The sequence below is a fragment of the Burkholderia sp. Ax-1719 genome, assembly GCF_011753055.1.
Lineage (GTDB): Bacteria > Pseudomonadota > Gammaproteobacteria > Burkholderiales > Burkholderiaceae > Paraburkholderia.
The window spans coordinates 58,343-83,040 of sequence record NZ_VWWJ01000011.1; the positions used below are offsets into that span (position 1 = coordinate 58,343).

Here is a 24,698-nt window from a genome sequence, read left to right on the forward strand (position 1 = left end):
GTAAGCTGAAAAGACGAACGATGGAGGATCGCCTGCCATTCCGTCAATCTGCCAAAAATAGCCCTGCGTAGGCTCATGGTGAATGCGTGGCCCAACCCGGCGGTCCAGTCCGGCGAGATTACCACGCGCGTCCAGCGCGAGACCAGCCCGCGATTTTCATGGAAGCCTGCAAGGCCAGCGCGCGATTACGCGTCGGCGGTATCCTGCCAGGTCGCCACGTGGCTCTTGGGGAACACCAGCCATTCGGAGCGGATGTCGGTTGCCGGGAACAGATGTTTTAGCTGTGCGCGGGAAAGCGGCCGGGTATGGAATACGGCCATATACATTTCGTCGCTCAGCGGCCCACGGAATTCCCGGTGAAAACGCCTGAGAAGCCGGATCTGCAATGCGTCGGCCATCCAGTGAACGAACGGCAGCAGAAAATGTTGCTCAAGCGGAAACTCAAATGCGGGCACCTGGATCCAGCCGCAGCGCCCGACGCGGCGCGCTTCGTTCGCGGCCTTGCGCATATCCAGCCATGATCCAACGTGCTCGATGACAGAGTTGCAGATCACGAGGTCGAATGACTGATCGCCGAAGCGGCTCAAGTCCCTTGCATCGCCGGTCAAAAGCGAAACGGTTGCGCGCAGGCTTTCCTCGTTCGGCGGCAGGCCTTCATAAGCGCCGGGAAGATTGATCAGGCTGATATTGCATTTATTGCGCGTCGCTTCCGGAATGGACAGCCAGAAAACCAGCGAGCCGCCAATATCAAGAACATTTGCCGGCCGATCGTTTTCCAGCCAGAACTTCTCGATCATCCCGACGAGTCGCTGATTGCGGCGTTTGCGGAAAAACATGCTCACGGGCTTCAGATAGGATGGGAACACCGTTAACGCACCCATCTATCGAGCGAGCAGGCAGTTGAATTTATTATTCGATGAATTGCGCCTCATTGTGTCAGTCTCTCAGTAGTTATTTATTGTTACGCTAACGAAAGAAACTGTATCACAATGTAAGATAGATAGTTGCAGGCGCAATCACTGCCAAACGTTGTCGCGGTTCATTTCATCCTCACACCGCAATCAACTCCCGCACCCCGTCCGCATCCATCTGTGCGCCCGCGCCGCCCGCGACGATCTCGCCACGGCTCATCACCCAGTAGCGGTCCGCAATGGCCTTCGCGAAGTCGTAGTACTGCTCCACCAGCAATACCGTGAGATTCATCTCCTCCACGAGCCGCCGCAGCGTGCGGCCGATATCCTGAATGATCGACGGCTGAATGCCTTCGGTCGGTTCGTCGAGAATCAACAGTTGCGGATCGCTCATCAGCGCGCGGCCAATCGCAAGCTGTTGCTGCTGACCGCCGGAAAGATCGCCGCCGCGCCGCGCCTTCATGTCCTTGAGCACGGGAAAAAGCGTGTAGATATGCTCGGGCACGCCCTTGGGCATGCGCTTTTTGCTTGCCGCGCCCACCAGCAGATTTTCTTCGACGGTAAGGCGCGGGAAAATATCGCGCCCTTGCGGCACATACGCGAGCCCTTGCGCCACGCGCGCATGCGTGGGCAGCTTCGTAAGTGCGTGATCGCCCCACGCGATCGTGCCGCTCTTCGTCGGCACGACGCCCATCAGGCAGCGCAGCAGCGTGGTCTTGCCCACGCCGTTGCGGCCGAGCAGCACGGTGAGTTCGCCTTGCGGCACCGTCATCGAGACATTGCGCAGGATATGGCTGCCGCCGTAATACTGGTTCAGCGATTCGATATTCAGCATGGCTAATCAGTCAAGTTGGCGAGGTTAGCGTCCCAGATACGATTCGATCACGGTCTCGTCGCGCTTCACTTCGTCGAGCGTGCCGTGCGCGAGCACGCGGCCTTCGGCCATCACCGTGACGCGGCCGCTCTCGCCCGCAAGGGCCGCGACGAATTCCATGTCGTGCTCGACCACCATCATCGAGCAACTGCCGCGCAGGCGGTTGAGCAGGGCGGCCAGTTCCATGGTTTCATCGTCGGTCATGCCAGCGGCAGGTTCGTCGAGCAGCAGCAGTTGCGGTTTCTGCATCAGCAACATGCCGATTTCGAGGCGTTGTTTCTGGCCGTGCGACAGCTCGCCTGCCAGACGCCGCGCATCGCTTTCGAGGCGGATGATTTCCAGCGTCTGCTCGATCTTCGCCTGCGCATCGCGATCCAGGCGCGCGCGCAGCGTCGCAAACCAGCCCTTGTCGGCCTTCATCGCGAGTTCGAGGTTTTCCCACACGGGATGCTGCTCGAACACCGTGGGTTTCTGGAACTTGCGCCCGATGCCCGCACGCGCAATCGCCGGTTCGTTCATGCGCGTGAGGTCGAGCGTCTGGCCGAGAAACACCTTGCCCGAATCGGGCGAAGTCTTGCCGGTGATGACGTCCATCATCGTGGTCTTGCCCGCGCCGTTCGGGCCGATCACGCAGCGCAACTCACCCGCGTCGATGGCGAGCGACAGCTTGTTGAGCGCGCGAAAGCCGTCGAAGCTCACGGTCACGTCTTCCAGATAGAGGATGGTGCCGTGCGAGACGTCGATCACGCCTGGCTCGACCACATGGCCCATGCTGGCGACGCCCGAGACCGTGAGCGTGTCGGTTTCTTCGAATGGGTTGTGATTGAGCGGGTCGTTGAGCAGGATGTGTCCGTTCATGCGCGCTTGCCTCCGAGGCGTTTCGCCGCCTCCTGGATCAGACCCATGATGCCGTTGGGTAACAGCAGCGGCACCAGCACGAAGATGAGGCCGAGAAAGAACAGCCAGTATTCGGCGAAATAGGCCGTGAAAAAGCTCTTCGCGCCGTTGACGGCGAAGGCGCCGATAATCGGTCCGATCAGCGTGCCGCGTCCGCCCACGGCGACCCAGATCGCCATTTCAATCGAATTGCCCGGCGACATCTCGCTCGGGTTGATGATGCCGACCTGCGGTACATAGAGCGCGCCCGCGATGCCGCAGAGCACGGCCGACAGCGTCCAGATGAAGAGCTTGTAGCCAAGCGGACTGTAGCCGAGGAACATCAGCCGCGTTTCGCCGTCGCGCACGGCCGTCACCACGCGGCCGAGCTTTGAGGTGACGATGGCGCGCGCCGCCAGAAACGCGAGCACCAGCGTGGCGAAGGTCAGCAGAAACAGCACGGTGCGCGTGCCCGGATGCGTGATCGGCATGCCGGCGATGCGCTTGAAATCGGTGAAGCCGTTGTTGCCGCCGAAGCCCGTTTCGTTGCGATAGAACAGCAGCATCGCGGCGAACGTCATGGCTTGCGTGATGATCGAGAGATACACGCCTTTCACGCGCGAGCGGAACGTGAAGAAGCCGAACACCCAGGCGACCACCGCAGGCACCAGCACGACCAGCAAGAGCGCCACGCCCAGATGCTGCGTGCCCTGCCAGTACCACGGCAGCGAATGCCAGTCGAGGAACACCATGAAGTCGGGCAGATCGCTGCCGTATTTGCCGTCGTGGCCAATCTCGCGCATCAGATACATGCCGATGGCGTAGCCGCCCAGCGCGAAAAACAGACCATGCCCCAGGCTCAGGATGCCGCAATAGCCCCACACGAGATCGAGCGCGAGTGCGGCGATCGCGTAGCACATCAGCTTGCCCGCGAGCGTCATCGTGTAGGCGGACAGATGCAGCGCGCTCGATTGCGGCAGCACCAGTGCGCACAACGGCACGCCCACGCCCATTGCGATGATGAGCACGATCAGCGCGATCCAGGCGCGGCGCGAGAGCAGCGCAGGGCGCGCGGGCAGGCCGAGTGCGAAGGTTTCAGCGGCGCTCTCGCGCGCGCCAAGTGCGTGTGGCGAGGGAGTGTGTGTCACGGTCGTCATATCAAGCCTCCGCGCTACGGCCCTTGAGGGCAAACAGCCCTTGCGGACGCTTCTGGATGAACAGCACGATCAGCACCAGTACGGCGATCTTCGCCAGCACCGCGCCCCAGAACGGCTCGATGGCTTTGGACACCAGCCCCAGACCGAAGCCGCCGATCACCGTGCCCGCGATCTGGCCCACGCCGCCCAGCACCACGGCCATGAAGGAATCGATGATGTAGCTCTGGCCGAGGTCGGGCCCGACGTTGCCGATCTGCGAGAGCGCGCAACCGCCCAGGCCCGCGATGCCCGCGCCGAACGCGAACGCCCACGCATCCACGCGCGCGGTGCGCACACCCACGCAGGCGGCCATGCGGCGGTTCTGCGTGACGGCGCGCACGAACAGGCCCAGACGCGTCTTCGTCAGCACGGTCCACGCAATGCCCACGACGATCAGCGAGAACGCCAGGATCGCGAGGCGGTTGTACGGCAGGATCAGGTTCTGCATCACGGTCACGCCGCCGCTCATCCACGCGGGGTTTTCGACCTGCACGTTCTGCGCGCCGAACAGCATGCGGGTGGCCTGGATCAGGATCAGGCTGATGCCGAAGGTGGTCAGCAGCGTTTCCAGCGGACGGCCATAAAGATGCCGGATCACCAGCCGCTCGATCACCGCGCCGATCAGCGCGGCGGTGATGAACGAAGCGGGAATCGCCAGCAGCGGATACCAGTCGAACGCGCCCGGCGCGTAGCGCTGGAACAATGTCTGCACCACATAGGTTGCGTACGCACCGATCATCAGGAATTCGCCGTGCGCCATGTTGATGACGCCGATCAGGCCATAGGTAATCGCCAGACCCAGTGCCGCGAGCAGCAGCACGCTGCCGAGCGACAGCCCCGCGAACAAGGTGCCCAGGATCTGGCTGCGACGCTGGATCGAATCGAGCGCGTCGATGCCTTGTTGCGCAGCGGCGCGCACGTCGGCGTCGGGTTCGTTGTACGCGCCGCTCGCGTTCTTTGCGACGAGCGGGCGCAGCAGTTCGTACATGTCGAGATCGTGACGCGCGGCGACCAGTTTCGTCGCTTCAAGGCGCGTTGCGGCGTTCGGATCGCGCAGGGCGCTCATGGCCCAGAGCGTGTCGAGCCGGCGTTTGAGTGTGGGGTCGGTTTCCTTCGCGCGCGCCGCGTCGATCATCGGCTTCATCGACGGATCGGGATTCTTCAGCAGTTCGGCGATGGCTGCGCCGCGCGCCTGCGCGTCGGGCGACGCGAGTTGCAGGCCCGAAAGTGCGCCCGCGACTTTGGAGCGCAGCTGGTTATTCAAGGTGATCGGTTGGGCGCTTGTCGCCACGTTCGCGGCCACGGCTTTACCAGTAGCGGCGTCGCGTGCATTGTCGCCATCCTGGATCAGCACTTCGCCGCTATCCGTGGCGGTGACGTTGTCTTCCGATAAAGCCTTCAGGAGTGCTAGTGAAGACGCGTCGTGCGTGGCGATGAGCTTGTCGATGGCGGCGGATTTCGCGTCGAAGTCATCGGCGCCTAGCGGCGCGACGTCGGCGGTGTCGAGCGCATAGGCGCTCGTGCCAAGCATCGCAAAGAGCGCAGCGGCGGCGAGCGCGTGGCGCAGCCCGGCGCAAGCGAAACTCGAGAATGAGAGAGCCATGATGTTTTCTTTTTGATGCGGGGCGCGGCGCTCATGCATCGCGCCCCGTTCGGGCAGATCGAGTGCGCTGCGCGAAGGGCTCGCGCGGCGCACCTTTGGCTTCGTCAAGCCGTACGCGAGCGGCGCAGCAAGTCCGGCAGCACGTTCTGCGTGACGACATCCGGCTTGCCTTCGTTGCCGGCGATGAACGGGCTCCACGGTTGCGCGCGGATCGCCGTTTTGGTCTTCCACACCACATTGAACTGACCGTCGCCGCGAATTTCGCCGATCATCACCGGCTTGTGCAGATGGTGATTGCCGTCCATCGTCAGCGTGAAGCCCGAAGGCGCAGCCATGCTCTGGCCGATCATCGCCACGCGCACCTTGTCGACATCGGTGCTCTTCGCCTTTTCGACGGCCTGTTTCCACATGTGGATGCCCACATAGGTGGCTTCCATCGGATCATTGGTGACTCGCTTCGAGCCGCCCGGCAGATTGTTGGTGGCGACCCACTGTTCGAACTGCTCCTTGAACTTCGTATTGTTCGGGCCTTTCACGGACATGAAGTAGTTCCATGCCGCGAGGTGACCGACGAGCGGCTTGGTGTCGATGCCGCGCAGTTCTTCTTCGCCCACCGAGAACGCCACCACCGGCACGTCCGTCGCCTTGATGCCCTGGTTGCCGAGTTCCTTGTAGAAGGGCACGTTCGAATCGCCGTTGATGGTCGAGACCACCGTGGTCTTGCCGCCCTGCGAGAAGGTCTTGATGTTCGCGACGATGGTTTGATAGTCGCTGTGGCCGAACGGCGTGTAGACCTCCTGAATATCGCTGTCCTTCACGCCCTTTGAATGCAGGAAGGCGCGCAGGATCTTGTTGGTCGTGCGCGGATACACGTAGTCGGTGCCCAGCAGGAAGAAGCGCTTGGCGCCGCCGCCTTCGGCGCTCATCAGATATTCGACTGCGGGGATCGCCTGCTGATTCGGCGCTGCACCCGTGTAGAACACATTGCGCGACATCTCTTCGCCTTCGTACTGCACCGGGTAATAGAGCAGGCCGTTGAGTTCTTCGAACACCGGCAGAACCGATTTGCGCGACACCGAAGTCCAGCAGCCGAACACGCACGCGACCTTGTCCTGGGTGAGCAACTGGCGGGCTTTTTCGGCGAACAGCGGCCAGTTCGAAGCCGGGTCCACTACCACCGGCTGGATCTGACGACCCATCACGCCGCCGTTCTTGTTGATCTCGGAGATCGTCATCAGCGCCGTGTCTTTGAGCGACGTTTCCGAAATCGCCATCGTGCCCGAGAGCGAATGCAGAATGCCGACCTTGATGGGACCGCTGCCCGTGTCGGCGTGCGCGAACGGCACGCGCCCGGCGAGTGCGAGTGCGCCCGACATCGTCCCGAATTTCAACAGACTGCGACGTTTCATTGCATTGCCCCTTTGGGTGAAGTCATGGTCGTGGCGCATCGGTGTCTCTGTTTTTGCGCCGGCTGTTCGTGTCAGTCTTGCCGGACCATTACTGCAAGGGCTATGCCAGTGCGCGAAATATGCGCGACGCGTGCAGCAGCAAGGCGCGCACGGTGTGCATGACGTGCAGCGCGGCGCAACGCGAGGCCGAATGTGGTGCAATGCGACGCATGTTCGGGCGTGCTGCATCGTTGCAGTGCGCAAAGGCAGGGCTCGGCGGTGCATGACGATGCGCGAAGCGGCCACGCGCGCTGCTTCGTTGTGCATGTCATGCGCGCGCATTGAGCGTCTCTCACTGCCTACACTGCTTGTAGAAGCCTTGTTGTGATCCGGTCGTTCTTCGGTGCCCGCCAACTTCGAAAGGGAGATGCAGATGAATGCCAGCTTGCCCGATCTGTCCGCGTTCTGGATGCCCTTCACCGCGAACCGTCAGTTCAAGCGCGCGCCGCGCCTGCTGGTCGGCGCGAAGGGGATGCACTACACCTCGCACGATGGCCGGCAGATTCTCGACGGGACGGCCGGGCTGTGGTGCGTGAACGCGGGGCATTGCCGCGATGAGATCGTCGCCGCGGTGCAGGCGCAGGCGGCCGAAATGGACTTTGCGCCGACCTTTCAGATGGGCCACCCGATTGCCTTCGAAGCCGCGGAGAAAATCGCGAAGCACACGCCCGGCGATCTCAAGCACATCTTCTTCACGAACTCGGGCTCGGAAGCCGTGGATACGGCGCTCAAGATCGCGCTGGCGTTTCATCGCGCGCGCGGCGAAGGGCAGCGCACGCGTTTTATCGGGCGCGAGCGCGGATATCACGGCGTGGGTTTTGGCGGCATTTCTGTAGGCGGCATCGCGCCCAATCGCAAGGTCTATTCGGGGCAGCTGCTGCCGTCAGTCGATCATCTGCCGCACACGCTCAATATCCGCGAGGCCGGCTTTTCGAAGGGCCAGCCCGTGTGGGGCGCGCATCTCGCCGACGAGCTGGAGCGTCTGTGCACGCTGCACGATGCGTCCACCATCGCCGCCGTGATCGTCGAGCCGGTGGCGGGCTCGGCCGGCGTGCTGGTGCCGCCGCAGGGCTATCTGCAACGTCTGCGCGAGATCTGCGACAAGCACGACATCCTGCTGATCTTCGACGAGGTCATCACGGGCTGGGGTCGTCTGGGCGCGCCGTTCGCGGCCAATTATTTCGGCGTCACGCCCGATCTGCTGACGATGGCCAAAGGCACCAATAACGCCGCCGTGCCGATGGGCGCCGTCGCCGCGAGCGCGCGCATCCACGACCAGATCGTGGGCGCCGCGCCGGGCGGCATTGAGCTGTTCCATGGCTACACGTATTCGGGCCATCCGCTTGCCGCGGCAGCGACCTGTGCGGCGATCGACCTGTATGAGCGCGAGGGACTGTTCGGCCGCGCCGCGCAGATGTCGGCGGTGTTCGAGCGCGAGATACACAAACTGCGCGGCGAGCCGCATGTGATCGATGTGCGCAATCTCGGTCTGGTGGGCGGCGTGGAACTGGAGCCGCGCGAAGGCGCGCCCGGCGCACGTGCCTACGAGACCTTCGTGCGCTGCTACCAGAAGGGCGTGCTGATCCGCTTCACGGGCGACATCCTGGCGTTTTCGCCGCCGCTGATCGCCGACGAGAAACAGATCGAGGAAATTTTCTCGACCGTGGCGCTGGTGTTGCGCGAAATCGATTGACGACCTTGCCGCAATGAAAAAGGGCGCGGCCTGTGCAAGCCGCGCCCTTTGCGCATCTGTACGGCGAAACGCGCCGCGATGGGGGTGTGATCAGTACGTCGGCACTTTAGGGTCAACCTGACGCGACCAGGCGTCGATGCCGCCTTGCAGGTTGAACACCTTCGTGAAGCCGCGCGACTCCAGGAACATCGCAACCTGGGCGCTGCGAGCGCCGTGATGGCAGATGCAGACGACTTCCGCTTCGTCATCCAGTTCCTCGCTGCGCGCGGGGATCTGCGCCATCGGGATCGAAACGATGCCGTCGATCTTCGCCGTTTCGATCTCCCACGGCTCGCGCACGTCGAGCAGGACGGGAGCGGGGCGCGAGGAATCGGCGAGCCATTCGGCGAGGGCGGGGGCGGTCAGGATCTGCATGGAAGACTCAATTCTCTGGAATGAACCGGCCGGGCGCATGGCCCGGCTTCGACGATGAACCGGTAGTAAAACCGGTTTTAGAACTTGAAACGCGACGGCTGGACGGCGTTTTCGAGCGCTTCGACATAGGTTTCGAAGACGCTGGCGACGCGGTATTGCTTGTCGTCCATGCGCGTGATGATCTGCGCTTCCATGACCGGCGCGCCGCCGACGAACGCGGCCAGACGGCCGCCCACCTTCAGTTGTTCGAGCAGTTCCTGCGGCACGACGGGCAGGCCGCCCGAGACGCAGATCACATCGTAGGGCGCGTTCGCCGCCCAGCCGCGCGAGGCGTCGCCTTGCACGACTTCGGCATTGAGCACGCCGTTCTTGACGAAGTTCGCGCGCGCGAATTCGGCCAGTTCCGTATCGATTTCGACCGTCACGACCTTCTGGGCGCGGTGCGCCAGCAGCGCCGCCATGTAACCCGAACCCGCGCCGATCTCCAGCACGTTTTCATGCTTCTTCACCGCGAGTTCCTGCAGCATGCGCGCTTCGACGCGCGGATGCAGCATGTGCTGGCCATTGGGCAGCGGCAACTGGAGGTCTGCAAAGGCGAGATCCGCATAGGCGGCGGGGACGAAGTGCTCACGCTTGACGATCGAGAGCAGATTCAGCACGTCCTGGTCGAGCACCTCCCAGGGGCGGATTTGCTGTTCGATCATGTTGAAACGCGCTTGTTCGATGTTCATGGTGACTCGGCGTTGGGGGTTCTTTCGGATTCTGGGCAGGCAACCGGACGCTAAAAACGGTGCCAGGCAACCGCGAGATTGTACCAAAGGGCTTTCGCGCCGCGCCTTGCCACCGACAGGGGAAAACACGCAGCGATATTCGACTTCTCCCGGACCCGTGATCCGCGCGTGGCGGTCGTGCGCGTGCTCCACACGTCGCGGCGCTGGCCCGGCTCGATCGATTGAGTGGTGACGGGCAGGGCGTGTGAGCCTGCCCGTGTCCTGCGCCCGCCTACTGCCCCAGATACACGAACTTCCCGCCGCGTATCGTGCCCATCACGCTCGCGCGCTGGTCCAGACCCACATGGTCCTTCTCGCTGGTGTTGACTACGCCGTTGGGAACGACCACTTCGTGCGCGTGTTCGAGCTCGCTGCGCAGCGCAACCCGGAACGCCTCGCTGCCCGGCTGCGCGGTCTTCAGCGCACGCGCCACGGCGTCCTGCAGGCGCGGATACACGCCCGCCGCGTCGCCCGCGAACTGCGTGACCGTGCCTGGGCCGTATTTGGCTTCGTAAGCGTCTACGAAAGCCAGCGCCGACTTCTGCGCCGGTTGATCGGCGGGCAGCGTGCGCGCGACCACCACCGGTTGGGTCGGGAACAGCGTGCCCTCGACATCCTTGCCGCCGAGCTTGATGAATTCTGGCGTGGCGATGCCGTGCGTCTGATAGATCGCGCCCTTGTAGCCACGCTCGACCAGCGTGCGCTGCGGCAGCACCGTGGGCGTGCCCGCGCCGGCGATCAGCACGGCGTCCGGCTTCGCGGCGATCAGCTTGAGGATCTGGCCGGTCACGCTCGCATCGGTGCGATTGAAGCGCTCGCTCGCCACGATCTGGATGTTGCGTTCCTTGGCGAACTTCGTGAATTCGTTGAGCCAGCTATCGCCATAACTGTCCGCGAAGCCGATGAAGCCCACCGTCTTCACGCCATGCGCGGCCATGTAGCGCGTCATCACGTCGGCCATCGCGGCGTCCGTCTGCGCCATCTTGAACGCCCAGACGCGCGTGCCTTGCTGCGGCTCGACCACGGAGGCGGAACCCACCAACGTAATCATCGGCGTCTTGCTTTCGGCGACGGCATCGAGCGCCGCGAGCGCGGCGGGCGTGATGTTCGGCCCGACGATCACGTCCACATGATCTTCGTTGATGAGCTTGCGGATGTTGCGCACGGCCGCGCCCGGGTCCGAGCCGTCGTCGAGCACGATGTACTCGGCCTTTTGCCCCGCGATGGTCGGCGGCCACATCAGCATCGCGTTCTTGCTGGTGATGCCGATGGCGGCGGCAGGGCCGGTGCTCGACAGGTCGATACCGACTTTCAGGTCGGCGTGCGCGGCGGGGGCGATCGCGGCCAGCGCGAGCGCGCAGGCCGTCAGGCAAGGACGTAGATACGACTTCATGCAGCGGTCTCCAGGAAGGAAAAAAGCGAGAAGCGTGTTGTTATCTAGCGATGCGATGCAACTAACAGCGAACTGCGGCGGCGCACAGTGGCGCGACCGCCGCGATTTTTACAGTTCGTAAGTCTCGTGTTCGCCCTTGAGCGCCTGTTCGATCAGCTTGCGGTTCAGGGTCGGCGAGAGCAGTTCGACCAGCGTGTAGACATAACTGCGCAGATACGCGCCCTGCTTGAGCGCCACGCGCGTCACGTTGCTGCCGAACAGATGGCCGACGGGCACGGCGCGCAGATGGCGGTCGCGTTCGGCGTTGAAGGCGATATCGGCCATGATCCCCACGCCCAGACCCAGTTCGACATAGGTCTTGATCACGTCGGCGTCGATGGCTTCGAGCACGATGTCCGGTTGCAGGCCACGCAGGCGAAACGCCTCGTTGATCTTGGTGCGGCCCGCGAAGGCGTTGTCGTAGGTGATCAGCGGATATTGGGCCAGATCGTCGAGCGAGAGCGGCTTGCGCTCCAGCAACGGGTGATCGGGCAGCATCACGGCCACGTGGTGCCAGGTGAAGCAGGGCAGCGAGACCAGTTCCTTATAGTTGGAGATGGCTTCGGTGGCGATCGCCAGGTCGGCCTGGTCGTGCAACACCATTTCCGCGACCTGCGTGGGGCTGCCTTGCAGGATCGACAGATGCACCTTCGGGAAGCGCCGCTTGAACTCGGCGATGGCCGCGGGCAGCGAGTAGCGCGCCTGGGTGTGCGTGGCCGCGATCACCAGGTTGCCCTGGTCCTGGGCCGCATAGTCCTTGCCGACGCGCTTGAGGCTCTCCACTTCCTGGAGGATGCGCTCGACCGAGGCCAGGATGATCCGGCCCGGTTCCGTGAGCGAGCGCACGCGCTTGCCGTGGCGAGTGAAGATTTCGACCCCTAATTCGTCCTCGAGCTCGATGATCGCCTTCGAGACGCCCGGCTGGCTTGTATACAGTGCCTTGGCCGCTTCCGTGAGGTTGAAATTCTGTCGTACGGCCTCGCGGACGAAGCGGAACTGGTGGAGGTTCATATATAACCCCTTGGCATATCAACCTGATTTTTAGATCGTTTGAAATATAAGGCGAGTTTATTACCATTTCCCCAACTTTTCCAATATGGATATCTGTTTTGGTCATTAGCAAATGACCGGCGATTTGAAGGCGCCGGCCGGCTGCGAGGTAGCAGGACCAGAACGGGCTAAGTCGAAGTCGGAGAACGTGGCGTAACCGGAACGCCGCGATTGATACAACCCTGGGGTCCCCGAATGTACCAATACGATCAGTACGACCAGACCATCGTCGACGAGCGCGTCGCGCAATACAGCGACCAGGTTCGCCGCCGCCTGTCGGGCGAATTGAGCGAAGAAGAATTCCGCCCGCTGCGTCTGCAGAACGGCCTGTACTACCAGCGCCACGCCTACATGCTTCGCGTCGCGATTCCGTACGGCAATCTGCGTAGCGACCAGTTGCGCATGCTCGGCCAGATTGCGCGCGAGCACGACCGCGAATACGGCCACTTCTCGACGCGCTCGAACATCCAGTACAACTGGATCAAGCTCGAAGAAACGCCCGAAATCCTCGCCAAGCTTGCTTCGGTCCAGATGCACGGCATCCAGACGTCGGGCAACTGCATCCGCAACATCACCGCCGACCAGTTCGCGGGCGTGACGCCCGACGAAGTCGTCGATCCGCGCCCGTGGGCCGAGATCATGCGTCAATGGTCGACGTTCCACCCCGAATTCGCGTGGCTGCCCCGCAAGTTCAAGATTGCTGTCTCGGGTTCGAAGGAAGACCGCGCCGCCGTGCAGATCCACGATCTGGGCGTCTATCTGGAACGCAACGAGCAGGGCGAAGTGGTCGCCAGCATCCTCGCGGGTGGTGGTCTGGGCCGCACGCCGATCATCGGCGCGATCATCAAGCGCAATCTGCCGTGGCAGCATCTGCTGACCTACTGCGAAGCCGTGCTGCGTGTGTACAACCGCTACGGCCGCCGCGACAACCTCTACAAGGCGCGTATCAAGATCCTCGTGAAGGCGCTCTCGCCCGAGAAGTTCGCGCAGCAAGTGGAAGAGGAGTGGCAGCACCTGAAGGATGGCCCGTCGACGCTCACGCAGGCTGAAGTCGATCGCGTCTCGCAATATTTCGTGCCGCCGGTCTACGAAAAGCTCGCCGATACGGATACCTCGTACGAAAAGCATCTGCTGGAAAACCGCGCCTTCGCGCGCTGGGTCGAGCGCAATACGCGCCCGCATCGCGTGCCGGGTTACGCATCGGTGACGATCTCGCTCAAGCCGCGCAACATCGCGCCGGGCGACGCCACCGACAAGCAGATGGAAGCCGTGGCCGACTGGGCCGACGAATACTCGTTCGGCCAGATCCGCGTCTCGCACGAGCAGAACCTGATCCTCGCCGATGTGAAGAAGCGCGATCTGTTCGCGCTGTGGGAAAAGGCCAAGGAGCAAGGTTTCGCGACGGCGAACATCGGCCTGTTGACCGACATCATCGCGTGCCCGGGCGGCGACTTCTGCTCGCTCGCGAATGCGAAGTCGATCCCCATCGCGCTGGCGATCCAGGAGCGTTTCGACAACCTCGACTTCGTCTACGACCTGGGCGACCTGACGTTCAACATCTCGGGCTGCATCAATGCGTGCGGTCATCACCACGTCGGCAATATCGGCGTGCTGGGCGTGGATAAGGACGGTTCGGAGTGGTACCAGGTCACGCTCGGCGGCGAGCAGGGCACGGGCGCCAATGGCGCGCGCCTTGGCCGCGTGATCGGCCCGTCGTTCTCGGCGGAAGAAATGCCGGACGTGGTGTCGAAGGTGATCGACACGTTCGTCGAAAACCGCATCGACGGCGAGCGTTTCATCGACACGTACGACCGCATCGGCATGGCCCCGTTCAAGGAGCGCGTGTACGCCTCGCGCCAGCCGGCCCACGCCTGATCAACGAGACACGAGACGAGTTACGAGAGATAGCAATGGCATTGATCATCAAGAATCGCGAGATCGTTGAAGATAGCTGGCAGGTCGTGCGCGCCGCCGAAGACGGCGTGCTGCCCGACGTGGCCGCGCTGCCCGCGGGCAAGGTGCTGGTTCCGTTCGCGTACTGGCAGGCCAACCGCGACGCGCTGGCCGCGCGCGGCAAGGATGAGCTTGGCGTGTGGCTCGCGCCGGACAGCGAACCGGCCGACGTCGTCGCCGACTTCGACAAGGTCGCGCTGATCGCAATCGACTTCCCCGTGTTCCGCGATGGCCGCGGCTATTCGATCGCGCGTCTGCTGCGCGAGCGTTATGGCTACAAGGGCGAAATCCGCGCGATCGGCGATGTGCTGCGCGACCAGTTGCGCTTCTACGAGCGCTGCGGCTTCGACGCCTACGCACCGCGCGCCGACAAGGACATCAACGACGCGCTGAAGGCGTTCACGGAATTCACCGTGCAATACCAGGGCGCGTTCGACGAGCCGTCGCCGCTGTTCCGCCGCCGTCTGGCACAAGCGGGCGCAGCAGCATGAGCACCGTCTCTACCGCAGCCAGCGAAGTCTCGGCTGACCTGCAGGCGAAGATCGAGCGTCTGGATACGCTGCTCGATTCGATCGCCGCACGTCACACCGACGTCAAGCTAGCCAGCAGCCTCGCCGCCGAAGACATGCTGCTCACCCACGCGATCCTGTCGCGCGGTGTGAAGATCGGCATCTTCTCGCTCAACACGGGCCGCCTGCACGCCGAAACCGTTGGCATGATCGACACGGTGCGCGAGCGTTATGGCTACGAGATTGAGCAGTTCCGTCCGCAGCAGGACGCCATCGACGAATACGTCACGCAGCACGGTCTGAATGCTTTCTATGAAAGCGTCGATCTGCGCAAGCGCTGCTGCGAGATCCGCAAGGTCGAACCGCTCAATCGCGCGCTGTCGGGCGTGTCGGCGTGGGTCACGGGCCAGCGCCGCGAGCAGTCGGTCACGCGCGCGGAACTGCACGAGGAAGAACGCGACGAAGCCCGCAACATCGACAAGTTCAATCCGCTCGCGGACTGGACCGAAGCCGATGTGTGGGACTACCTGCGCGCCTTCGCGGTGCCGGTGAACCCGCTGCATGCGCGCGGCTATCCGAGCATCGGTTGCGAGCCCTGCACGCGTGCGATCCGTCCCGGCGAAGATAGCCGCGCGGGCCGCTGGTGGTGGGAGTCGCGCGATACGAAGGAATGCGGGCTGCACATCACGTCGGTTTCCGCGATTCCGGTGGTGGACGCTTCCGGCGAGGCTTCGCCGCTGGTTTCCGCAATCGGCAACGCGAGCTAAGATTGAAGTTTTCGCGCCGCTTTCAGCGTTATAGCGAACGGTAGCGAAGTCGAATACAGAGTAACGCGCCTTGTTTTGAGAGCGGGGCGCGATCAGACGAAGGATTCCGAACATGAGCACGACGCTCGACTCCGCAGTGAACGCGCCGCTTCAGGTCACGGCGAACCGCATGGACCATCTCGACTGGCTCGAAGCCGAGTCGATCCACATCCTGCGCGAACTCGTTGCCGAGTGCAGCAAGCCCGCGCTGCTGTTCTCGGGCGGCAAGGATTCGGTGGTCGTGCTCGCACTCGCGCTGAAGGCGTTTGGCCTGGGCGCGAACCGCAAGACCTCGCTGCCGTTCCCGCTCGTGCACATCGATACGGGCCACAACTACGAAGAAGTGATCGATTTCCGCGATCGTCGTGCTGCTGAAATCGGCGCGGAACTCGTGGTGGGTCACGTCGAAGATTCGATCAAGAAGGGCACGGTGCGCCTGCGCCGCGAAACCGATTCGCGCAACGCCGCGCAAGCGGTCACGCTGCTCGAAACCATCGAAGAATACGGCTACACGGCGATGATCGGCGGTGCGCGCCGCGACGAAGAGAAGGCCCGCGCAAAAGAGCGCATCTTCTCGTTCCGCGACGAATTCGGTCAGTGGGACCCGAAGGCGCAGCGCCCGGAACTCTGGAGCCTGTACAACGCGCGCCTGCACAACGGCGAACACCTGCGCGTGTTCCCGATCTCGAACTGGACCGAACTCGATGTGTGGCAATACATCGAGCGCGAAAAGCTCGAACTGCCGTCGATCTACTACGCGCACCAGCGCGAGATCGTGCGCCGTAACGGCCTGCTCGTGCCGGTCACGCCGCTCACGCCGATGAAGGAAGGCGAAGTCAGCGAAATGGCGCAGGTGCGTTTCCGTACCGTGGGCGACATCAGCTGCACCTGCCCGGTGGCAAGCGATGCCGACAACGTCGAGAAGATCATCGCTGAAACGGCCGTGACCGAAATCACGGAACGCGGCGCCACGCGCATGGACGACCAGGCGTCGGAAGCCGCGATGGAACAGCGCAAGAAGCAAGGTTATTTCTAAAGAGCACGCAGAGGAAAGATTAGACATGGTTACGACGCATCAACCTGAAGACCTCGGCGTGCTGCGCTTCATCACGGCGGGCAGTGTGGACGACGGCAAGAGCACGCTGATCGGCCGCCTGCTGTATGACAGCAAGGCGGTTCTCTCGGATCAACTCTCGGCGCTCTCGCGTGCGAAGAACAAGCGCACCGTCGGCGACGAAATCGATCTCTCGCTGCTCACGGACGGCCTCGAAGCCGAGCGCGAGCAGGGCATCACGATCGACGTGGCATATCGCTACTTCGCCACGGCTAAACGCAAGTTCATCATCGCCGATACCCCCGGTCACGAGCAGTACACGCGCAACATGGTCACGGGCGCATCGACGGCGCACGCCGCGATCATCCTGATCGACCCCACGCGCGTGACGGTTGAAAACGGCGTCACGCAACTGCTGCCGCAGACCAAGCGCCACAGCGCCATCGTCAAGCTGCTGGGCCTGCAGCACGTGATCGTCGCCATCAACAAGATGGATCTGGTCGATTACAGCGAAGCCACCTTCAACCTGATCCGCGAAGCGTATGTTGAACTCGCGCGTCAACTGGGTCTGAGCAACGTGCGTTTCGTGCCGGTGTCGGCGCTCAAGGGCGACAACATCGTCGGCGCGAGCGAGCGCATGCCCTGGTATGCGGGCGAGCCGCTGCTCGATCTGCTGGAAGCACTGCCGGTCGCGCAGGCGACGGGCGACGCGCTGCGTTTCCCGGTGCAGTGGGTTGCGCGCCAGGACGGTTCGAGCGCCGACGACTTCCGCGGCTACATGGGCCGTATCGAAGCGGGCGAAGTGAAGCTCGGCGACAACATCACGGTGCTGCCGGCTGGCCGCGCAGCGACGGTCGCGGAAATCATCGCGCCGGTGCCAGGCGGCACGGCGCAGGTCGATCGCGCCTTCGCGGGCCAGACGGTCACGATCCGCCTGACGGAAGACGTCGACGTGTCGCGCGGCGATACGTTTGTTCCGGCCAGCGACGAAACGCAACCGGCGAAGAAGCTCGAAGCGGACCTCTGCTGGTTCGACGAAGAGCCGCTCTCGACGCAGCGCAAGTATCTGCTCAAGCAGACCACCAGCACGGTGTTCGCGAAGATCGGCGCGATCAAGGAAGTGCTCGACGTGCATACACTGTCGCACGCCGTGGACCGCCAGAACCTCGCCATGAACGACATCGGCCGCGTTTCGCTGACGCTGCAAAAGCCGGTGGTCGCGGACCTGTATGATGTGCATCCCGGCACCGGCGCGTTCGTCCTCATCGACGAGGCGACGCACCACACGGTGGCTGCGGGCATGATCCGCGCGCTGACGGCCTAAGACGCTGTCGCTCCGGTCGATACAGGGTTCTGAAACATGGGTAAGGTCTATCTGATCGGCGCCGGACCGGGCGCCGCGGATCTCATCACCGTACGCGGCGCGCGCCTGCTGGGTCAGGCGCAGGTCGTGCTGCACGACGCGCTGGTCGAACCGGCGATGCTCGACTACGCGCCGCAAGACGCGAAGTTCATCGCGGTCGGCAAGCGCTGCGGCCAGCGCTCGACGGCGCAGCAGTTCATCAACAAGCAGCTGGTGGACGCGGCGCGCGAGCACGACGTCGTCGTGCGTCTGAAGGGCGGCGATCCGATGCTGTTCGGTCGCGCGGATGAAGAGATGCGCGCGCTGGAAGCGGCGGGCATCGAATTCGAAGTCGTGCCGGGCATTACGGCGGCGCTCGCCAGTGCGGCGACGCTGCAGCGCTCGCTGACGCTGCGTGGCGTGTCGCGCAGCGTGGCGCTGGCCACGTATTCGCGCGCGGCTGGCAGCGACGAGATCCGCGAACACGTGAACGCCGATTCGCTGGTGTTCTACATGGGCCGCGACAGCGCACCCGATATCGCGCAGCAGCTGATCGACGCGGGCCGTCCGGGCACCACGCCGGTAGCCATCGTCGAAGCGTGCAGCACGCCGCGCGAGCGCATGCTCACGTTGACGCTGGCACGGCTGGCGGCGGGCGAGGCGCAGGACTGGCTCGATGCGGCGCAGCCGAGCCTGCTGATGATCGGCGAGGCATTCGCCGAGCGGGCAGGGCAGCAGGCCGATGCCGACGATGTCGGCGAGTCAGGAGCGAACGCGCTGGCCGCCTGAAGGATCAAGACGGGGGTTGTGCCATAAGAAAGCAGAAGGGCCGCTGAAAAGCGGCCCTTCTTGCGTTTACGGCGTCGGTTTTCAGGCGTGCTGCGTGAGGCAATACTGCACGATCGCGTCGAGCACGCCATCGTCTTCGCCCACCGCCGTCGCGCATTCGATCTTGATGCTGGGATGCGCGGTCTGGCACTGCGCGATGAGTTCGGGCAGATCGCGGCGGATATGCCCGCCCTGACCGAAGAACACCGGCACCACGGTGATCGTCGTGACGCCTTGCGCGACCTGTGCGGCGATGGCTTCGGGCAAGCTCGGCGTCATCAGTTCGAGAAACGCGAGATCGACGGGACCAGCCTTGCCTTGCGACGCACGCGCAGCGGCCAGCTTGGCGGCGAGACGCGTGAACGGCTCTTTCCAGCGCGCGTCGCGCGCGCCGTGGCCGAAGAGGATCATGCCGTGCGTGTTTATCGCCGTGCTCATCGCCAACCCCGTCAGTGTCGATCCACCCACTTCAGGCCCAACAGCCCCAGCGCCAGATAGATCAACGCTGGAGTGGCCGCCGTGAGCGGCGCGGGCCACGTGTTCAGATTGCCGATGTGCGAGAACAGCGTGTTGACGAGCTGGAAGCTCATACCCAGCATGATCCCGCCGAACACCTTCACGCCCACGACGCCCGCGCGCGTATGCAGATACGCAAACGGCAGCGACAGCACCAGCATCACGAACACCGCAAACGGGTAGAGCAGCTTGCGCCACAGCGCGATTTCATAGCGCTGCGTGTCCTGGTGGTTCTCGGTCAAATGCTGGATGTAGCGGAACAGATTGAACATCGACATACGGTCCGGCGACACCAGCAGCACCGACAGAATCTGCGGCGTGAGTTCCGAGCGCAGCGAATATTCGGGCGTCGACGTCTGCGTCGCGCGATAGATCGGCGCGAGCGCGTCGCTCGGCTGGTTCTGCGGCGGCGGCACGCTGATCAGTTCGGTGTCCGTCACGTCCTTGAGCAGCCAGTGGCCCGGCGGCTGGAACTTGCCGCTTTGCGCCACGCGCACGTTCGAGAGACGGAACTGCGAATCGAATTCGTAGATGCGCACGTTGGTGATGGTCGCATCGGGCAGCAGCTGGCCGACGTTGACGAAACGCGTGGCCTGTTCGCCATCGGCGCGCTTGGTGAGCGTGTCCTTGACCCAGACGCCCGACTTGAAGTCCGTCGAGACCGCCGAACCGAGCGCTTCCAGACGCACCTTCTCGGAAAGCTGATCCGTGTACGGACCGACCACTTCGCCGATCAGGTAAGTGAGCAGCACCAGCGGAATGCCAATCTTGAGCAGCGAGCGCAGCGCCTGACCGGTCGCCAGACCCGAGACGCGGAAGATCGTGAATTCCGAGCTCGCCGCCATCTGCGCGAACACGTAGATCGCGGCGATCAGCGCGGCGACCGGAATGATTTCATAGAGCCGCGACGGCGCCTGCAGCGCCACGCGCAGCACCGCGTAGGTGAACTTATAGTTGCCGTGGCCGACCGAGTTCAGTTCGTTGATCAGGTCGAAGAAGAAGAACAGGCCGGAGAAGGCGAACAGAATGAAGATGAACGTCAGGTAGACCTGGCGCGCAAAGTATTTCTCGTAAATGCGCATCGGTCAGTTCCCCTGCGACGCGCGGCTGAACATCGCGCGGGTAAAGAGCGGCCGGTTGCGCACACGCAGCCAGAAAATAAACACCACGAGCGCGAGCACGATGACGTGCAGGATCACAAGGCCGACGCCAAAGGCCATCTTGCCTTGCTCGATCTGCGACTGCACCACGTTGAGCAGGTTCGAATAGGTCAGGTAAATCAGCACGGCCATCACGAGGTTGATGGTGCGACTGCGGCGCGGATTCTGGTACGCGAGCGGGATCGCCAGCAGCATCAGATTGATCGCGATCAGCGGCAGGCCCATCCGCCAGGCGAACTCGCCCAGGTTGTCGTTGGTCGGGTTGCGCAGCAGATCCGGCGTGGACGTGGTGCTGGACGTGGGCGTATTGACCACCGGCTGGCTCTGGATCTTCACGCCGTAACGCTGGAACTCGGAGATGCGGAAGTCCGGGTGGCCCGGTTCGCCGTCGTAGCGGCGGCCATTCTCCAGCACGATGAAGCGGTCGCCGTCCTTGGTGGTCTCCGTGTGACCGGTCTTCGACACGATCACGTTGACCTTGCCGTTTTCCGTGCTGGTGACGAACACGTTCTCCACGCGCGCCTGGTCCGGGCTCATGCTTTCGATGAAGAAGACACGGTGCGTGGTGGGCGATTCGCGGAACTGGCCAGGCGCGAGCAGCGACACTTCATCGCGCTGCTGGAAGCGGGCGCGAATCAGCTTGCTCTGTGCGTTCGACCACGGCCAGCCGATGAAGGCGAAGAACACGATGGCAAGGATGATCGGCGTGGAAAACACGGCGATCGGCTTGATGAGGCGCGTCAGGCTCACCCCGGAGGCGAGCCAGACGACCATTTCGGAATCCTTGTACCAGCGCGTGAGCACGAACAGGATCGACACGAAAAGCGTGACGATGAGCATCACGGCGAGATAGCCGATGACGGTCAGGCCGATCAGGACCAGCACGTCGCGCGGGTCGATCTGGCCCGATGCTGCGAAGCCGACGATGCGGATCATCATCGTCGTCAGCATGATCGTGAGCAGAACCATGAACACGGCGCCGGCCGTGTACGCGAGTTCGCGCTGCAGGGAACGTTCGAAGATCATTCTAGATGGGCAGGGCGGGCGGCCTGCGCCGGGCGCCGCGCAGCTTGCGCTACCACCCAGGAGCCGCCGCGGGAAAAATAGCGGATAATTGCGGCTTTCATCCTAAGCCCTGATTTTATCCGAGGACAAGCGCGATGGACTTTAGCATAAAAGCCTGTGATTGGAGCAAAGGCGGGGAAGGCCCCTTCCTGACCGGCAAGTCGGATTGCGTCGTGGTCGGTGTCTTCGAAGCGCAGACCCTCTCCGGCGCGGCGTTCGTGATCGACGGCGCGCTCGGCGGCACCATCGCCCGTGTGGTCAAGGCCGGCGACATGGACGGCAAGCCCGGTTCGACCTTGTTCCTGCCGGAAGTGACTGGCATTGGCGCTTCGCGCGTGCTGCTGGTCGGCCTCGGCAAGCAGGATACCTTTGGCCAGAAGGCCTATGGCGAAGCGGTTCGGGCGGCATGGCGCGCGATTCTCGGCACGCGCATCGCCCAGGTGACTTTCTCGCTCGCGCAACTGCCCATCCAGGAACGTTCGGGCGAGTGGGGCGTGCGCGCCGCGATCCTCGCGCTGCGCAACGAGACCTACCGTTTCACGCAGATGAAGAGCAAGCCCGATGTGGCCCAGCGCGCGCTCAAGCGCGTGGTCTTCAGCGTGGACGCCGCCGACGAAAAGGCCGCCAAGGTCGCGGCCAAGCAGGCCGTGGCGCTGGCCAACGGCATGGACCTCACGCGCGACCTCGGCAATCTGCCGGGCAACGTCTGCACGCCCACGTACCTCGCGGCCACGGCCAAGAAGCTCGCACGCGACTGGAAGCTCAAGGCCGAAGTGCTGGGCCAGCGCCAGATCGAAGCGCTCAAGATGGGCTCGTTTCTTTCTGTAACAAAAGGTTCGGTCGAGCCGCCGCAGTTCATCGTGCTGCACTACCAGGGCGCCAGCGCCAAGGCTGCGCCGGTCGTGCTGGTCGGCAAGGGCATCACGTTCGACACCGGCGGCATCTCGCTCAAGCCCGGCGAGGGCATGGACGAGATGAAGTACGACATGTGCGGCGCGGGCTCCGTGCTGGGCACGATGCGTGCGGTCGCGGAAATGGGCCTGAAGCTCAACGTGATCGGCGTGATTCCGACCTGCGAGAACATGCCGGCCGGTAACGCCACCAAGCCGGGCGACATCGTCACGACGATGGCGGGCCTCACGGTCGAAGTGCTCAACACCGACGCCGAAGGCCGCCTGATCCTGTGCGACGCGCTGACTTATGTCGAGCGCTTCAAGCCGGCTGCCGTGATCGACATCGCTACGCTCACGGGCGCTTGCGTGATCGCTCTTGGCCACCACAACAGCGGCCTGTTCTCGAAGGACGACGCGCTTGCGGGCGAACTGCTCGACGCTTCGCGCGAAGCCAACGACCCGGCCTGGCGTCTGCCGCTCGACGACGAGTATCAGGATCAGCTCAAGTCGAACTTCGCGGATATCGCCAATATCGGCGGTCGTCCGGGCGGTGCGGTGACGGCGGCGTGCTTCCTGTCGCGCTTTACCGAAGCGTATCCGTGGGCCCACCTGGACATCGCCGGTACGGCATGGAAGGGCGGCGCGGCCAAGGGTGCAACGGGTCGTCCGGTGCCGCTGCTCGCGCAGTTCTTGATCGATCGCGCGGCGCAATGACGTTGAACGTAGTGAACGTAGCGAAAGAAGGCATCGCAGCATGACGCGCATCGACTTCCACACCAATGTGGGCGATGCGCTGCTGTATGCGTGCCGTCTGGTGCGCAAGGCGTATCTGGCCGACCAGCAGGTCATCGTGCTGGCCGAACCGGCGCGCCTGCGCACCTTCGACGAGCTGTTGTGGACGTTCTCGCCGCTTGAGTTCGTGCCGCACTGCATGGCCGACAACGCGGAGGCCGCGCAGACGCCTATCGTGCTGACCGCCGATCTTGAGCGTGCGCCGCATCATCGCGTGCTCCTCAATCTCGGCGCGGCGGTGCCGCCGCAGTTCGCGCGCTTCGAGCGTTTGCTGGAAGTGATCGGCGATGCGCCCGAGGAACTGGCGTCGGGCCGCGAGCGCTATCGCTTCTATCGTGACCGCGGCTATACGCTGAACAACTACAAGCAGGGCGGCTGAGCGTTCGCAGCAGCGGTCGCGTGCCAGGCTTGATGATTTGCCAGATCGATATCCGAAGGAGGTGATCGTGTCCGACCTGCATGAGATCGAAGAGGCCCCGATCCCGCTTTTGAGCGACATCCTCGTGGCGGGCAATCTGCTGCGGGCGCGCTCGCCGTTCGAGCGCTCGCGTGTGCCGGAAGCGGCGGACGCGGCCGCGCTGGCGGGTTCGGTGCCGGCGTCCGCGCCGGAGCCGTTCGCGACGCCCACGTCCGCCGAGACGATGGCCGCCGTGCACTCCGTACACGAACCCACGCTTGCGCCTGAGCAAACGCCCGAGTTCGCCACAGAGCCGGCAGCCGCATCCGCGCCTGTGCGCGAAGATACCTACGCCCTCTACGCCCAGGATGCCGACGCGCTGGTCGAGCGTCTGCGCGGACGCGCATTGAGCTGGCTAACCGGCGAAGGGCGCGGCGTAATCGAGCAGCGTTGCAGTGCGGCGATGCAGGAGCATTCGCACTGGATCGTCGGGCAGGTATCGCGTGAGATTGGCCTTGCGCTCGAAACCGAACTCAAAGGCTGGGTGAAGGCCGCGGTGCGCGAGGAACTGGCCGCGCGCGAGACGCATGGAACCACCGCAGGGAACACGCCCAGCGCGTAATCCTCAGGCTCACTTCAGCGTCAGAATCCAGCTTGCGAGCATGGCCGCCTGGCCCGGGCTCAGTTGGGTGTTGGCGGGCATGGGCACCATGCCCCAGACGCCCGCGCTGCCTTCCATGATCTTGTGCGAGAGATAGGTCTGCGCCTCGGGTTTGGCTGCGTACTTCGACGCCACATCGCGCAGGGCCGGGCCCATGAAGGTGCGCGTCACCGAATGGCAGCTCATGCAGTTCTGTTGCTGCGCGAGGGCAAGGCCGGTGGTGGGGTTGTTCGCACCGTTCGCGCTGTTCGCATTATTCGCGGACCCGGCTTGCGCATGGGCGACGCCCGGCGCAGCCAGTGCGCAGCTCAACGTCAATGCCGCGCTTGCGGCCATCGCAGCCGTTGCGGCCTTGGTCCGTGCCAGCGGGGCGGCCGGCGTCGCTGTCTTGTTCTTCGCTTGCGACTTCAGTTTCATGCTGGTCTCCGCCAGCGTGGTCGCCGGCTGTGTCGTCG

Annotated in this window: 24 protein-coding genes; 10 read left to right on the forward strand and 14 right to left on the reverse strand. The window is 63.7% G+C overall.

The window, feature by feature from the left end:
- Positions 1-185: 185 nt before the first annotated feature.
- The 6 genes from F3J17_RS19915 to urtA all read right to left on the reverse strand — a co-directional run bounded on the left by F3J17_RS19915 (position 186) and on the right by urtA (position 6,869).
- Positions 186-836: a class I SAM-dependent methyltransferase gene (locus F3J17_RS19915; RefSeq protein WP_167062444.1), complete on the reverse strand. Its 651-nt coding sequence runs from the start codon at positions 834-836 to the stop codon at positions 186-188.
- A 214-nt stretch (positions 837-1,050) separates the two neighbouring features.
- Positions 1,051-1,746: an urea ABC transporter ATP-binding subunit UrtE gene (urtE, locus tag F3J17_RS19920; RefSeq protein WP_167062447.1), complete on the reverse strand. Its 696-nt coding sequence runs from the start codon at positions 1,744-1,746 to the stop codon at positions 1,051-1,053.
- Between the two features lie 24 nt (positions 1,747-1,770).
- A complete protein-coding gene (gene urtD / locus F3J17_RS19925) occupies positions 1,771-2,556 on the reverse strand; it encodes an urea ABC transporter ATP-binding protein UrtD (protein ID WP_240161075.1) in 786 nt (261 codons plus the stop codon).
- 83 nt (positions 2,557-2,639) lie between these two features.
- On the reverse strand, positions 2,640-3,818 hold the full coding sequence (gene urtC, locus F3J17_RS19930) for an urea ABC transporter permease subunit UrtC (RefSeq protein WP_167062453.1): 1,179 nt from the start codon (positions 3,816-3,818) through the stop codon (positions 2,640-2,642).
- Position 3,819: 1 nt separating this feature from the next.
- Positions 3,820-5,460, reverse strand: coding sequence for an urea ABC transporter permease subunit UrtB (gene urtB, locus F3J17_RS19935; protein ID WP_167062456.1), 1,641 nt, complete (start codon positions 5,458-5,460; stop codon positions 3,820-3,822).
- Positions 5,461-5,564: 104 nt separating this feature from the next.
- The gene (gene urtA / locus F3J17_RS19940; protein WP_167062459.1) at positions 5,565-6,869 is read right to left on the reverse strand and encodes an urea ABC transporter substrate-binding protein; all 1,305 of its coding nucleotides are present in this window, start codon (positions 6,867-6,869) and stop codon (positions 5,565-5,567) included.
- Between the two features lie 412 nt (positions 6,870-7,281).
- Here urtA and F3J17_RS19945 point away from each other — a divergent pair, with 412 nt between their 5' ends.
- Positions 7,282-8,601, forward strand: a complete 1,320-nt coding sequence (locus F3J17_RS19945) for an aspartate aminotransferase family protein (RefSeq protein WP_240161066.1) — start codon at positions 7,282-7,284, stop codon at positions 8,599-8,601.
- Positions 8,602-8,691: 90 nt separating this feature from the next.
- Here the strand turns inward: F3J17_RS19945 and F3J17_RS19950 are convergent, their stop codons facing one another.
- The 4 genes from F3J17_RS19950 to F3J17_RS19965 all read right to left on the reverse strand — a co-directional run bounded on the left by F3J17_RS19950 (position 8,692) and on the right by F3J17_RS19965 (position 12,228).
- Positions 8,692-9,015, reverse strand: coding sequence for a rhodanese-like domain-containing protein (locus F3J17_RS19950; protein WP_167062464.1), 324 nt, complete (start codon positions 9,013-9,015; stop codon positions 8,692-8,694).
- Between the two features lie 77 nt (positions 9,016-9,092).
- Positions 9,093-9,746 (reverse strand): protein-L-isoaspartate O-methyltransferase, encoded by a 654-nt coding sequence (locus tag F3J17_RS19955; RefSeq protein WP_167062467.1) that lies wholly within the window; start codon positions 9,744-9,746, stop codon positions 9,093-9,095.
- A gap of 271 nt (positions 9,747-10,017) precedes the next feature.
- A complete protein-coding gene (locus F3J17_RS19960) occupies positions 10,018-11,178 on the reverse strand; it encodes an ABC transporter substrate-binding protein (protein ID WP_167062470.1) in 1,161 nt (386 codons plus the stop codon).
- A 108-nt stretch (positions 11,179-11,286) separates the two neighbouring features.
- Positions 11,287-12,228, reverse strand: a complete 942-nt coding sequence (locus F3J17_RS19965) for a CysB family HTH-type transcriptional regulator (protein WP_167062473.1) — start codon at positions 12,226-12,228, stop codon at positions 11,287-11,289.
- 234 nt (positions 12,229-12,462) lie between these two features.
- Here F3J17_RS19965 and F3J17_RS19970 point away from each other — a divergent pair, with 234 nt between their 5' ends.
- The 6 genes from F3J17_RS19970 to cobA all read left to right on the forward strand — a co-directional run bounded on the left by F3J17_RS19970 (position 12,463) and on the right by cobA (position 18,720).
- Positions 12,463-14,142, forward strand: a complete 1,680-nt coding sequence (locus tag F3J17_RS19970) for a nitrite/sulfite reductase (RefSeq protein ID WP_167062476.1) — start codon at positions 12,463-12,465, stop codon at positions 14,140-14,142.
- A 35-nt stretch (positions 14,143-14,177) separates the two neighbouring features.
- Positions 14,178-14,711: a DUF934 domain-containing protein gene (locus F3J17_RS19975; protein ID WP_167062478.1), complete on the forward strand. Its 534-nt coding sequence runs from the start codon at positions 14,178-14,180 to the stop codon at positions 14,709-14,711.
- The gene (locus tag F3J17_RS19980; protein ID WP_167062481.1) at positions 14,708-15,496 is read left to right on the forward strand and encodes a phosphoadenylyl-sulfate reductase; all 789 of its coding nucleotides are present in this window, start codon (positions 14,708-14,710) and stop codon (positions 15,494-15,496) included. The genes F3J17_RS19975 and F3J17_RS19980 overlap by 4 nt, the downstream gene beginning before the upstream one ends.
- A 112-nt stretch (positions 15,497-15,608) precedes the next feature.
- On the forward strand, positions 15,609-16,571 hold the full coding sequence (gene cysD / locus F3J17_RS19985; RefSeq protein WP_027816650.1) for a sulfate adenylyltransferase subunit CysD: 963 nt from the start codon (positions 15,609-15,611) through the stop codon (positions 16,569-16,571).
- Positions 16,572-16,596: 25 nt separating this feature from the next.
- On the forward strand, positions 16,597-17,913 hold the full coding sequence (locus tag F3J17_RS19990) for a GTP-binding protein (protein ID WP_167062484.1): 1,317 nt from the start codon (positions 16,597-16,599) through the stop codon (positions 17,911-17,913).
- Positions 17,914-17,949: 36 nt separating this feature from the next.
- A complete protein-coding gene (gene cobA / locus F3J17_RS19995) occupies positions 17,950-18,720 on the forward strand; it encodes a uroporphyrinogen-III C-methyltransferase (RefSeq protein WP_167062487.1) in 771 nt (256 codons plus the stop codon).
- Between the two features lie 81 nt (positions 18,721-18,801).
- Here the strand turns inward: cobA and F3J17_RS20000 are convergent, their stop codons facing one another.
- The 3 genes from F3J17_RS20000 to lptF are packed head-to-tail and all read right to left on the reverse strand — an operon-like array spanning position 18,802 to position 21,461.
- Positions 18,802-19,185: a CbiX/SirB N-terminal domain-containing protein gene (locus tag F3J17_RS20000; protein ID WP_167062852.1), complete on the reverse strand. Its 384-nt coding sequence runs from the start codon at positions 19,183-19,185 to the stop codon at positions 18,802-18,804.
- Positions 19,186-19,208: 23 nt separating this feature from the next.
- Positions 19,209-20,357, reverse strand: coding sequence for an LPS export ABC transporter permease LptG (gene lptG / locus F3J17_RS20005; RefSeq protein ID WP_167062490.1), 1,149 nt, complete (start codon positions 20,355-20,357; stop codon positions 19,209-19,211).
- A 3-nt stretch (positions 20,358-20,360) separates the two neighbouring features.
- Positions 20,361-21,461, reverse strand: coding sequence for an LPS export ABC transporter permease LptF (gene lptF / locus F3J17_RS20010; protein WP_167062492.1), 1,101 nt, complete (start codon positions 21,459-21,461; stop codon positions 20,361-20,363).
- Between the two features lie 134 nt (positions 21,462-21,595).
- Here lptF and F3J17_RS20015 point away from each other — a divergent pair, with 134 nt between their 5' ends.
- From F3J17_RS20015 to F3J17_RS20025, 3 genes are all read left to right on the forward strand, one after another.
- Positions 21,596-23,107: a leucyl aminopeptidase gene (locus F3J17_RS20015; protein WP_167062495.1), complete on the forward strand. Its 1,512-nt coding sequence runs from the start codon at positions 21,596-21,598 to the stop codon at positions 23,105-23,107.
- Between the two features lie 40 nt (positions 23,108-23,147).
- Positions 23,148-23,564 carry a DNA polymerase III subunit chi gene (locus F3J17_RS20020; RefSeq protein WP_167062498.1) on the forward strand — a complete coding sequence of 139 codons (417 nt, stop codon included), beginning with the start codon at positions 23,148-23,150 and terminating at the stop codon, positions 23,562-23,564.
- A gap of 67 nt (positions 23,565-23,631) precedes the next feature.
- Positions 23,632-24,204, forward strand: coding sequence for a DUF2486 family protein (locus F3J17_RS20025; RefSeq protein WP_167062501.1), 573 nt, complete (start codon positions 23,632-23,634; stop codon positions 24,202-24,204).
- Between the two features lie 9 nt (positions 24,205-24,213).
- On the opposite strand, the gene F3J17_RS20030 is transcribed toward F3J17_RS20025, so the two are convergent.
- Positions 24,214-24,579 (reverse strand): c-type cytochrome, encoded by a 366-nt coding sequence (locus F3J17_RS20030; protein WP_240161077.1) that lies wholly within the window; start codon positions 24,577-24,579, stop codon positions 24,214-24,216.
- Positions 24,580-24,698: the final 119 nt, after the last annotated feature.

Excerpts from the sequence above, each read along its gene's own strand:
- F3J17_RS19915 (WP_167062444.1), bottom strand. The coding sequence starts at position 836 with ATGTTTTTCCGCAAACGCCGCAATCAGCGACTCGTCGGGATGATCGAG.
- F3J17_RS19945 (WP_240161066.1), top strand. The coding sequence starts at position 7,282 with ATGAATGCCAGCTTGCCCGATCTGTCCGCGTTCTGGATGCCCTTCACC.
- lptG (WP_167062490.1), bottom strand. The coding sequence starts at position 20,357 with ATGCGCATTTACGAGAAATACTTTGCGCGCCAGGTCTACCTGACGTTC.
- urtA (WP_167062459.1), bottom strand. The coding sequence starts at position 6,869 with ATGAAACGTCGCAGTCTGTTGAAATTCGGGACGATGTCGGGCGCACTC.
- F3J17_RS19980 (WP_167062481.1), top strand. The coding sequence starts at position 14,708 with ATGAGCACCGTCTCTACCGCAGCCAGCGAAGTCTCGGCTGACCTGCAG.
- urtB (WP_167062456.1), bottom strand. The coding sequence starts at position 5,460 with ATGGCTCTCTCATTCTCGAGTTTCGCTTGCGCCGGGCTGCGCCACGCG.
- urtC (WP_167062453.1), bottom strand. The coding sequence starts at position 3,818 with ATGACGACCGTGACACACACTCCCTCGCCACACGCACTTGGCGCGCGC.
- F3J17_RS20020 (WP_167062498.1), top strand. The coding sequence starts at position 23,148 with ATGACGCGCATCGACTTCCACACCAATGTGGGCGATGCGCTGCTGTAT.
- F3J17_RS19965 (WP_167062473.1), bottom strand. The coding sequence starts at position 12,228 with ATGAACCTCCACCAGTTCCGCTTCGTCCGCGAGGCCGTACGACAGAAT.
- lptF (WP_167062492.1), bottom strand. The coding sequence starts at position 21,461 with ATGATCTTCGAACGTTCCCTGCAGCGCGAACTCGCGTACACGGCCGGC.
- F3J17_RS19970 (WP_167062476.1), top strand. The coding sequence starts at position 12,463 with ATGTACCAATACGATCAGTACGACCAGACCATCGTCGACGAGCGCGTC.
- F3J17_RS19960 (WP_167062470.1), bottom strand. The coding sequence starts at position 11,178 with ATGAAGTCGTATCTACGTCCTTGCCTGACGGCCTGCGCGCTCGCGCTG.
- F3J17_RS20015 (WP_167062495.1), top strand. The coding sequence starts at position 21,596 with ATGGACTTTAGCATAAAAGCCTGTGATTGGAGCAAAGGCGGGGAAGGC.
- F3J17_RS20030 (WP_240161077.1), bottom strand. The coding sequence starts at position 24,579 with ATGGCCGCAAGCGCGGCATTGACGTTGAGCTGCGCACTGGCTGCGCCG.
- F3J17_RS19950 (WP_167062464.1), bottom strand. The coding sequence starts at position 9,015 with ATGCAGATCCTGACCGCCCCCGCCCTCGCCGAATGGCTCGCCGATTCC.
- F3J17_RS19975 (WP_167062478.1), top strand. The coding sequence starts at position 14,178 with ATGGCATTGATCATCAAGAATCGCGAGATCGTTGAAGATAGCTGGCAG.
- F3J17_RS19955 (WP_167062467.1), bottom strand. The coding sequence starts at position 9,746 with ATGAACATCGAACAAGCGCGTTTCAACATGATCGAACAGCAAATCCGC.
- cobA (WP_167062487.1), top strand. The coding sequence starts at position 17,950 with ATGGGTAAGGTCTATCTGATCGGCGCCGGACCGGGCGCCGCGGATCTC.
- urtD (WP_240161075.1), bottom strand. The coding sequence starts at position 2,556 with ATGGGCCATGTGGTCGAGCCAGGCGTGATCGACGTCTCGCACGGCACC.
- cysD (WP_027816650.1), top strand. The coding sequence starts at position 15,609 with ATGAGCACGACGCTCGACTCCGCAGTGAACGCGCCGCTTCAGGTCACG.
- F3J17_RS19990 (WP_167062484.1), top strand. The coding sequence starts at position 16,597 with ATGGTTACGACGCATCAACCTGAAGACCTCGGCGTGCTGCGCTTCATC.
- urtE (WP_167062447.1), bottom strand. The coding sequence starts at position 1,746 with ATGCTGAATATCGAATCGCTGAACCAGTATTACGGCGGCAGCCATATC.